This window comes from Paraburkholderia sp. BR14374 (assembly GCF_040948685.1).
Taxonomy (GTDB): domain Bacteria; phylum Pseudomonadota; class Gammaproteobacteria; order Burkholderiales; family Burkholderiaceae; genus Paraburkholderia; species Paraburkholderia youngii.
On record NZ_JBFPKF010000155.1, the window covers coordinates 1 to 283 of the forward strand.

The 283-nt window shown below is 64.3% G+C and carries 1 protein-coding gene and 1 pseudogene; both read left to right on the forward strand.

The genetic code is table 11. The features are described from left to right. Positions 1 to 112 (forward strand): annotated as a pseudogene (locus AB3X86_RS38460) (1,2-phenylacetyl-CoA epoxidase subunit B); the annotation flags it as partial. A gap of 7 nt (positions 113 to 119) precedes the next feature. Further along, positions 120 to 283, forward strand: a 164-nt coding sequence (locus tag AB3X86_RS38465) for a Phenylacetic acid catabolic protein (RefSeq protein ID WP_368599919.1), incomplete at its 3' end; no start/stop codon positions are given.

The window sequence follows — 283 nt, forward strand, 5'->3', positions numbered from 1 at the left end:
GATCACCGCCTCGGCGCCCGACGAGAAGGCCGAGCTGTTCGAACCGGCGGGCGACAAGATCTATCGCCACCCGACGTTCTACACGCTGCCCGACGAAGTCAACCACATGTAAGCGCGCCATGACCACTCTGTCCACTACGTCCCCTACGTCCCCGTCGCCCGAACATCTGCAGTACGTGCTGCGCCTCGCCGATACCGCGCTGATCCTCGGTCAGCGCAACAGCGAGTGGTGCGGCCACGGCCCGATCCTCGAAGAGGACATCGCGCTGTCGAACATGAGCCT